This is a genomic window from Bacillus cereus group sp. TH152-1LC, assembly GCF_027710505.1.
Taxonomy (GTDB): domain Bacteria; phylum Bacillota; class Bacilli; order Bacillales; family Bacillaceae_G; genus Bacillus_A; species Bacillus_A mobilis.
Genome location: NZ_JAQFNK010000005.1, coordinates 239129 through 249289, shown reverse-complemented (window position 1 = coordinate 249289; position 10161 = coordinate 239129). Strand labels below are relative to the sequence as shown.

Below are 10161 nucleotides of genomic sequence, written 5' to 3'. Positions count from 1 at the left end.
TGAAGGTAAAACTATACGTGCGAATTCACACATTGAATCAAAAAATTATGAAAGATTCCCTTATTTACAACTAAAAATTATTGCAGTTCAGATAAAATCGTGTTGGATACTTGTTCAGGATGTGAATTTATAAACATATGGGCTCCATCAATTTCATGTATTTTGTAATTGTTAAGCCAATGTTCCCATTCTGAAAATTGATTGAAATGTTTATGGTCTAGTTTTCCGTTTAAAATATGTACCCTAGTTGATAGCGATATATCTTCTAGTGGTTGAAATGTCTCTATTGCTTTAAAATCTGCTCTAATGACCGGCAAGAAGAAATCTAACAACTCTTTTTCTTCTAATAATTCTTGAGATATCCCACCAAGCTCAACTAGATAATCTATAAATTCTTTATTACTTAAGTGAGAAACTTTTTTAAACTTTAAATGAGGTGGTGAACAAGCTGACAAAAAAGCCATTCTCGGTGTGATGTTCATCTTCTCAAGCTTTTGTACTAACCGAAAGACTATAAATCCTCCCATACTATGTCCAAAGAGTATGACATCATCTTTTAAAAAATCATCTAACTTCTCAATATATAAATCTATCAATTCTTCTATATCATCTATTAAAGGCAGTCGATTTGTTCCATGTCCAGGTGGTTCAATCGCTATAACATTAAGTTGATTATTCAAATAGCGACTTAGATTACTAAACGACACGGAATATCCGCCTGCAAAGGGAAAACAAATGACCGTCTGTTTATTTGGGGAGTAATTACCCATGATTTTAAATAATTTATCCAATATAGAAAACCTCCTTTATATATTCTTAATAACTATAAGAGTTTAGAGCAGAGAAAACATATTTAGAGGATAGACTTCCAGCTATCTTCTTTACATCCACCTCCTTTTATAAAAATATTTAAAAAATTTAACTTTTTCAAAAACTATTTCCTCATCCTTATTAAACCATATATGTAAATTTATCACAATACTTATTGAGTTTTTTATAATATGTTGTATTTTCGTTTTTTAATTTATTAAAGATAGATTACCCAATTAGTATTTCGGCCTATAGAATTACACAACCCTTAGCGGTCGCTCACAGATTATTCCAATGGCACCCAAATCATTAAATTAACAAATTAATATAATAATTATTATATTTTCAAAAAGTTTTGAATTAAAACATCATTCTCTATTATATTGACTTTATCGGGAAACCCATCTGTTCTTGAGCATACTGATAATTTATATCTCTTATCAATATTATATTGTTTAAAGTAGTATTTTTTCTGAGCTCTCGTTAAACGTATTCCAAACTTATCTTTTATTATTGAAAACGAATTTAATGGAATATTAAGGCCACGTCCATCAGCTTTAATATAACTTTCTTTCAGAGTCCATAAATCGTAAAAGTAACTCTTTTTTTCCTCTAGTGATTTTTGTGCCAAGGCTACATATTCTTCTTTGGAAAAGAAATGTTTAGCAATCTCCAAATCTGCAGTATTAATTTCCTCAATATCAATACCAACAAAGTCATTATTTACAACTACAACTACCCATTCATTAGAATGTGAAATATTGAAATGAAATTCTTTAATACTATCACAATAGGGTTTCCCATAATTATTTAACGAAATTAATATTTTTTCAATCGGAATATTAAAACGTATAGAAATCAAACTTCTTACTACAATATGCCCAAGAAGATTATTCTGTGCATCTCTCCACCTAAGGAAACGTTTGTACCTCAGTTGTTCTTGAGGAGAAAGTACATTTAAAAGTTTTTTTATTATAACAGTATCTAATTTTTTCGAATTATTAATAGCGAAAATTTCCATTGTATTTTTTTGGGTTTTACTCAATATCTATCCCCCTCATTTTTAATAATTAGTATCATTAAAGTATATCTAATATATTAAAATTTTCTAAGTAATCCAACTTTTTAATTATATATTAGATTTTATTACTATTAAAATAATAAATACGGATATGCATAATTGCATATCCGTACTATCGATAGGGCGTACTCTATTGAGAAGATTACAAGTTATTGATTTTAAAGGATTTAGAGGTTCTCAAATACACTTATCAGAATTGAAGCGTGGCATTTAATTCCAGAGTGGCCCTTGAAACCCATAATTGTTTCCGTACCCCTTATACAATAGGGCTTTTTTATTTGTCGAAAACTAGAAATCATAATAACAAATACACTTGTATTGGATTGAAAGGAGGTAATACACAAAATTTTTACTTGTAGGGGGCACTATATCATTTCAACATATCTCCGAAAATAAAGAAGCATCTAATTTAAATTAGATGCGGAATGTATCAAGTACATTATCTTTTTCTTCCTTATTAATCCCGATGTATCTTAGTGTAATTTGTGGTGTACTATGATTCAATATTTCTTGTAACATAGCAATATCCTTTGTTTGCTTGTAAAACCAATATCCAAATGTTTTACGCATGGTATGGGTACCTAAAGATTCGACTCCGGCAAAATCCCCGGCTTTATGTAACTGTCGATAGGTTTGAATTTTACTAATAGGTTTATCACCTTTTCAAGAAGGAAATAACCAGGTGCTTTTTAGATCCTCAGCGTATGGAAGTACTTCCTCAAAAATGGATGTAATATTTATAATACGCTCCTTTTTTGTCTTTCCTTCTTTCACTTTAAATTCTTTCCTTTTTTTTCGCTTCAGTTTTAAAATTTCATTCGTTTCCGTTTTAAGTAAATCACTTACACGTAACCCAGTATTAATACCAATTAGAAATAATATATAATCACGATCTGAACAATGACGTTTGAGCGACCATTTCATATCACTAAGCTGTTCTATGCTCCGAATTGGTTGTACATCAATTAAATGTTGCTTTTTATCCATTTGTTTTTCAATCCCTTTGTTTTCATTGATTTGAATGTATACTTTTTTGTCTTTTTTTTATAATGTCAATGAAATTAGATAAAAGTCAATGTTTAAGCGGAAATGAATGTAAACTTTTGGTTTTTAAAACGTTTATAGCTAATTTTGTAATAAATTTCTCAATATTGATATAGATATTAAATATAGGTTTTATATCTAAAATTAACAAAAAATATAATATCATAAAAATTAAGATAGTTTGTGTCACTTGTTTTTCCCTTATGCTTAAGATAAGATCGTATTCGCCGATCTTATCTTTTTTTATTTGTAAATTTTTGATATAAAAAAGGAATCCTTATAAGAGGTATCTCCAGCATCTTGGAAAAACCCCACGCTAAGTGTTGGTTTGTAATAAAGTTTAATCAAAAGCATGCTATAAAAATTGATTTTTCAACAGAAGAAACCCAAACATTTTGAAAAAAGTTTGATCAAAATGCTTGGGTTATTTGTTGCTAGTGAATAATTTTTTATAAAAAGTTTAATCATTTTTCTACCTGTGTTTACTCCACAATCGCGCCCTATAATGGAATAACAAAATAGAGAAGTAGTAACAATTTAACTTATTTTTCTTCGAGTAACGCGTCCGTTACTTGAAGAATATAACTTCAAAATGTAGCTTCTAGTACATGTAAGAAATAAAATGAATATAACGCTCTTATTTTTAAAAATGTGAAAGAAAAATTGTGTTAAAAGCCACCTATTTAATAGGTGGCTTTTTTATAAACTGTTCTTCGAGTATTTGAAAAATAGTATTTTGGTCTTTTACATCTGAAAGGTCAGTTATATTTGTCGGAGAATAGTACTCTGCATGTACACGTCCCGAACTATATGTGTCTTTTATATAATATCCGATTCTTGTAACAATGTGCGTATCTTTAATAATGTCTGCTTTAGCCTTTAATAAAAGTGTGCGTTTGTATGTTCTAACAAAATCCTTGACTGCAACCTCTACATTAGTCATTTGACGATTAAGTGTAGCAGTTCCACAAACTAAATTGCCTTTGCTTTGTGCTTTTGATTAGACGCCATAGAAAAAGCAATTAAATGACACCAATGCCACTCTACATTGTAACCGTCTTCTATAGAAATTATATTCTTTTTTATTGCTTTATCAGCATGTTTTTTAGCAGTCTCTCCCATGACACTGCTAGCCCATGGTTCTCGGCTCCTCTGATGTATTTTATTATATTCCTCTAACTTTTCATACTTTAAATCATGTGCCATTTCCTTTCGGTCTTCTCCACATGATTTTTCATAATTGAATTTTAACCGTTGTCGTGGTGGCTTTCTACTATGATAATGAACAACACCCGAACGAACAAATTCATATTTTGAAGGATAAAAATCAAAGGTACCAACTAGAATATACAAAGGTATATTAAAATTTGGATGGGCTCGACAGGCAACGGGCCAATTAAGTAATTTATCAGCTTTTTTACCATCGGAATCTATCATGTCGTAGGGAGTCCCACGATACTCATCAAATCCGACAAGATTTGTTGCTTTTTGTTGATCAACATCAAAAACTATATACTTGTTAGACATAGTAAGGTTACCGTATTTATCTATATCAGCCAATTATATACACCATTTTAATTGTGAACATTAATTGATCTTGACTCCAACCTTATTGATTACCTATTATTAGAATCCCATTATGTATGACATTTCCTTAATTCTATATCATCAATCAACTCTATTTGACAGCGGTAACAATGCAAAGGTTTTTCACTTAAAATACCAGACCAAGTCAAATTAAGACTTCAATGTGATGGTTGATTAAGATACTCGATTTCAACGGAAGGTCTTACCGTATCTAATTGGTCAAAATCATTAACTTTTACAAATGCCCAAACTTTATGTTCTTTCTCATAAACTATTGAAACTTCTCTAACATCCTCGTACTTAATACCTATACCTTTTTTTACCATCGTTTAATCTATTTGCAAATTCAATTGTAACCGTTTTACTACTCCTTCTTCCAATAATCTTCCTGTTACTTTAAGTAAATTATTTCACAATTTTATTTATAAAAAAAATATCCAAGTATTATTCCATTAAATGGCCCAATAGTTGAATAAGGAGAACAGCGTTCTCCTATTGACTATAACATCTTATATACATCTGCGTAAGCTACTTTCAGTTGTTCTCTCAATTGCTTGTTTTCATTTTCCAATTTCTTATTTTTCCTTTTAAGTGATGCGATAAGTGCATCCTTGTTGCTCTCATTCATTTCTCGCTTTACTTGTTTCGGTGTAGGGACCTGTGATTGTTGATTTCGTAATGTTTCAACGGAGTTCCTTGTTGTTATAGAGCGTTGCTTTTGATACATCAGCTTCACTAGATACACTGTTAAAGTTTATTTTTTCATTTGCCTTTATAAGCCTTTTAATGGCTTCATCTACTTTTTTATGGGTATTTGCTTTACGTTTGGCATGAATCACTTTCAAATGTGCAGAACGGTCATATTCAGACATGTTTAACACCAAACTTTCTCTTCATCCGAGCTTGTCTACCAAAGATAACATTTCCTTCTTGGAGGGTATTTAAAATGTTCTGGTAACGTTGTAAATTCTTTTCGTTTTTCTGAGCAATATCTTCTCGCCCTCTTTGTTTTGCTATTTCAATGGCTTTTGTAGTTGTTTTAATGTGAAGTTCATATTTTTGCTTATCTAATTCTGAAAAACCAACCGCTAAATCCTTACATGGTGTTTGATTGTCACCACAAGTAAGACAGGGCGGTGCTTCCATATGAGGGCAATTTCCGTTCAGACGAGCGTGGCACGTTCCATAAGGATTGTCCATTGCATTTAGCTTGTGATCCTGCCATAAGGCATCTAATATGTCTGTTGAAATATCTTCTCCTGCTTTAATTTCTTGTACTTCACCATTTAAGTCAAAGCTAAAAGCACCTTGCTTTATTACAGATTCAAACGCTTTTCTTTTGGTATCATCTAATAGCTTTGCGTATCTTAGTGTCATTTCGGGGGATGCATGAGCTAGTAACTCTTGTACGGTTAAAATATCCGCACCACCGTTTAACATTTTTACTCCGTAAGTATGTCGGAATTGATGTGGTTTTAAATGAAACAAATTTCCACTTTCGTCAGTAATGTTTTTTTGCTTTGTCAATATATTTAATTGTTCTCTAACAAATACCTGACTAAATGGGTTTCCTTTCCGTTGCCCACGATAACGGATAAAAATATACCCTTCAGGATTATTGTCTTGGTTGCTATTTTCTTTAGATTTTGCTATTAGAACCGCAATAATTTTTGCTAATTCTTCGTCAATTGGGATTCGATGCCCTTTTACATAAGTTTTTTCAATATCGGTTTCAATTGAATATTGACCATTGAGTTGAACTAAACAATTTGTAGTTAAACCTAATACATCTGATATTCTATGTCCTGTTTTAAAGGCTATCCAAATGACAGGGACGACTTCTTTATGCAAATCATCAATATGAGTAAAAAGTTGTTCTAATACATAGTCGGGAATATAATCAATTTGGTCAATAGGCTTTTTTCTTAGTTTTGGTTTATCTTCGGGAAAAATCAATAATCGCACATAATTTTCAGGATGAGAGCTGGGGTGTTTCGAATTATTAGCGTATTCATGTAGATATTCAATGTATTTTTCAATATGGGTTCTTTTTAAGTTTTTTAAATTTTTCCATATAGGTTCTATACAAAATATAAAAGTGAAAAATGGTGATAAATAGTTCATATAATTTCGTGCTGAGCCCCAAGAGAATTTGTTTTTACTAAGCAACCGTCGTTTAAAATATTTTTTAACTTCTTCCCGAATCTTTACGTCTATCTTTGAGAAATCAAGATAATAATTTGATTGACTTTTATTGTAATCAACACCATATTTATCATGTGAAATACGGATATCCCACTTATCTTTTTCCCATTCCTCTCGATTATCAGTAAGTCGGAGAAAAGAAGTATAAATCGTTCTTAAATAGATTGCTACGTTATTTTTGAATGTTTGACTTTTTCTTATTATGTATTTTTACGTTCTGTGAGTTTTAACTCCTTGTTCATTCAACCAAAATAAATACTCTCGTTCTGCTTTTTCAATGTCTAATTCCAATAAAGATGATAGTTTTGGATATTTTTCGTTTAAGAAATCCGTCATTCTTCTTAATGGATTTTGCCCCTGAAAACTACGTTTGATCGTCCAAAAATCATTAAATAGATGTTGATAAAATACATATTTTACTTCTAAATTGATTGTAGGATAGGTAAAGCGAAAATGAATATTTTTATTTGAACCGTTATAGCTTGCTATAACTTCTTCGAACTGCTTAATTTCACCCAAAAAAGTAATATTCCATTTGTCGTTGACTAAGAAATAGGGATTGTTTATTTGTTCAATCGTAATAGAGCCATCTTCATTGATTGTTTTTTCGGGATAGATGGACAGTTCTCTTTGTAACCTTTCATGAAAGCCCATTTCTTCTATATGAACATTTTTAATTCTCTTCATTCAATATCCCCCGTTCAGTTATTTGTTTAGGTGAAATTCGGACTGGGCTTTCTTCCAATCTTCTCGAATTTCTTCATCCGAAGGATGAAGGTATAGATTCATCGTTGTTTGAATTTGAGAATGTCCTAATCGTTCTTGCACTTGTTTAATATTCTTTGTTTTCTGATAATATATTGTAGCGTGTGTATGGCGAAATAAGTGGGGATGAAGATTTATCCCTGTTTTCTTTTTCAAACGTTTAAAAAGTGATTCTACATCACTATATTTCATCGGTTTTCCTAAGTTCTCGCCACGCAATTTGACGAGTATAAAATTTGTATCCACATCCAGTTCATCCATAATTTCATACAAATAATCATCATATAAATCAATTAGGGACTGTGACACGAAAATCTCACGTTCACCTGTTTTTAACTTTGCCCCGTTTTCTAATTCTCCTCGATCAACTAAACGAATCATATGGCCTTTTGCATGATCAAATATAACGTCTTCTATAAAAAGTGAAAGAACTTCTCCAATGCGTAATCCTGTTTCAAATAACAGTTGAATTAAGAAAGTATCTCGTATATTAGTTGTGGCATTTAAAACTTGCTGCACTTGTTTCTTTGTCAGTATTTTTACTTTTTTGCTTGATTCTTTTAATTTAAGTACGTTTCTGATGGATGGCTTGTCATTATTGACATGATGTAAGAAACTTTTGTAACGTGAGTGTCCCCCCGTAAACACTTGTTTCATTAACTTTTCCATCATGTCATTTTGTATTTCTTCATTTCGAAATAAGTGGTCATAGAAGTTTGCTATAACCGTAATTGTAAGATTAATAGTTTTTTCCGTCCGTTTGGCTTTTTCTTGTCGAAGAGGAGTGGTTTTTGAACCCTTATAAGGACTTCTTAACCAACCAACAAATTCAATTAAATCTTCTAACCGTATATACTTATAATCTTTGTTTGTTTCATCTAAGTAGGTAAAGTAATGTTTTAAGGAATAGCAGTATGTTTTTTGAGTATTAGAACTTTTCCCTGTCTTATCTAAATACTTTAGATACTTCATGACAGAAATCACAGGGAATCCCTCTTGATCCAGTAATATGTATCTTTTGCTGTTATTCTCTAAGACAACCTCTTGCACTCTCATAGCACTTCACCCCTAAAAAATATTAACGCTCGGTCTAAAGACCTCACTACGACTCCCGCTATGGGATACGTCCTCCGTCTGAATTATACATATTCTTCCGAATATTGTATACATACTGAACTATATTTTCAATATCTGTATAACTAATCTAATATGTATAAGAAAAGAGGATATATGCTCATATATTGAACATAATATCCTCTTCTTAGTTTAGTCTATTTAACAAAATCGTAACCAGCTCACCTTTTATTAATCTATATAGCTATGCCTGAATATCTGCATAATCTTCCATATCTTCGTACTCTTTTTCCAATTCCTCTAAAGACAGCTCGTATAATTGTCGGTCGCGAATTTTAAACACACCTGCTCCAATTAACTCATCAATTAAATGCCTCTTACGATTTTCAACAGCAAAACGGAGTTGACTACTCATCTTTTAAAAAACTCCTTTCTACGATCATTGAAAATGATAATCTTTATCAATTACCACTTTTGATTATAAAAGATGACTCTTTATAAGTAAAGTAATTTCATGAAATATTTACCTTACAAAGTATTTGTGGCCACATTATATATATGTATGCCGTGCGAAAAATGTTATGACACATTTTCTTATCCTTTTTCTTTCATACTTTGCAAGTTGTCTCACTATCATTAAATTCACCATCTATTTCTACTTGAATGGTGACATGTTCTACATGAAACCTCTCCTTCAATACATCCGTAGCCTCTTTTAATACACTTTGCGTTTCATTATCTTTAATAATCAAATGGCAAGTTAATACTTGAAAATCAGATGTGACAGACCATATATGCAAATCATGAACTTCTTTTACAACCGTAATATTTAATAATGTACTTTTTACCTCTTCAACATTTATGTGCTGCGGTGCACCTTCCATTAATATATGGACCGTATCACGTGTTACACGCCATCCACTAATAATGACTAAAATAGACACAAGAATACTAGCAATCGCATCTGCAGCAGTCCATCCGAAAAATTTAATACATAGCGCTGCAATAATCGCTCCGACTGATCCCAATAGATCGCCTAATACGTGTAAGAAAGCACTTCTTAAATTCAAATTGCCCTTCACATCTCCGCCTCTCATTAATATCCAAGCTGATAAAATATTAATAAGTAGACCAAGTATGGCAATAATGAGCATCCCATTACTAGCAATCTCAACTGGTTCTTTAAAACGGCGAATTGCTTCAATAAAAATGTATACTGAAATGACAATAAGAACGACACCGTTACATAATGCCGCTAACATTTCGACTCGCTTATACCCGTATGTTTTCGCAGCTGTTGCTGTTTTTTCTCCAAGCTTAAACGCAAGTAAACTTAAAGCTAAAGATACCGCATCACTTAGCATATGCCCCGCGTCAGATAGTAGTGCTAAACTATTTGTTACAAATCCTCCAATTACTTCAGCAATCATAAAACTTGTTGTTAGTACGAAAGCAATTAGTAACGCCTTTTTATTGTTAGAATGACCGTGATCATGTGAATGTCCCATACGAATGCTCCTTTAAGTGCAATATCTGTATGTTAGTATGAAACAAACTCCCCATCTTTATCCCGCTTCCTCTGTATACACACTTCG

6 protein-coding genes and 3 pseudogenes are annotated in these 10161 nt (G+C 31.6%); all 9 read right to left on the bottom strand.

The features are described 5' to 3' along the window. Positions 1-77 precede the first annotated feature (77 nt). Positions 78-770, bottom strand: coding sequence for a thioesterase II family protein (locus PDL00_RS15625; protein ID WP_270729983.1), 693 nt, complete (start codon positions 768-770; stop codon positions 78-80). A gap of 377 nt (positions 771-1147) precedes the next feature. Then, positions 1148-1855, bottom strand: a complete 708-nt coding sequence (locus PDL00_RS15620; protein ID WP_270729951.1) for a 4'-phosphopantetheinyl transferase family protein — start codon at positions 1853-1855, stop codon at positions 1148-1150. A gap of 450 nt (positions 1856-2305) precedes the next feature. Further along, positions 2306-2878 (bottom strand): annotated as a pseudogene (locus PDL00_RS15615) (tyrosine-type recombinase/integrase). A 1029-nt stretch (positions 2879-3907) separates the two neighbouring features. After that, positions 3908-4495, bottom strand: a complete 588-nt coding sequence (locus PDL00_RS15610; protein ID WP_270729949.1) for a hypothetical protein — start codon at positions 4493-4495, stop codon at positions 3908-3910. Between the two features lie 526 nt (positions 4496-5021). After that, positions 5022-5394 (bottom strand): annotated as a pseudogene (locus tag PDL00_RS15605) (DUF6262 family protein). Then, positions 5387-7414 (bottom strand): annotated as a pseudogene (locus PDL00_RS15600) (tyrosine-type recombinase/integrase). Before PDL00_RS15600 ends, PDL00_RS15605 begins: the two co-directional pseudogenes overlap by 8 nt. Before the next feature lie 18 nt (positions 7415-7432). After that, on the bottom strand, positions 7433-8548 hold the full coding sequence (locus PDL00_RS15595) for a tyrosine-type recombinase/integrase (protein ID WP_270729946.1): 1116 nt from the start codon (positions 8546-8548) through the stop codon (positions 7433-7435). A gap of 262 nt (positions 8549-8810) precedes the next feature. Continuing rightward, on the bottom strand, positions 8811-8981 hold the full coding sequence (fbpA, locus tag PDL00_RS15590) for a Fur-regulated basic protein FbpA (RefSeq protein ID WP_000098301.1): 171 nt from the start codon (positions 8979-8981) through the stop codon (positions 8811-8813). 193 nt (positions 8982-9174) lie between these two features. Then, complete coding sequence (locus PDL00_RS15585; protein WP_270729944.1) at positions 9175-10074, bottom strand: cation diffusion facilitator family transporter; 900 nt, start codon at positions 10072-10074, stop codon at positions 9175-9177. Positions 10075-10161: the final 87 nt, after the last annotated feature.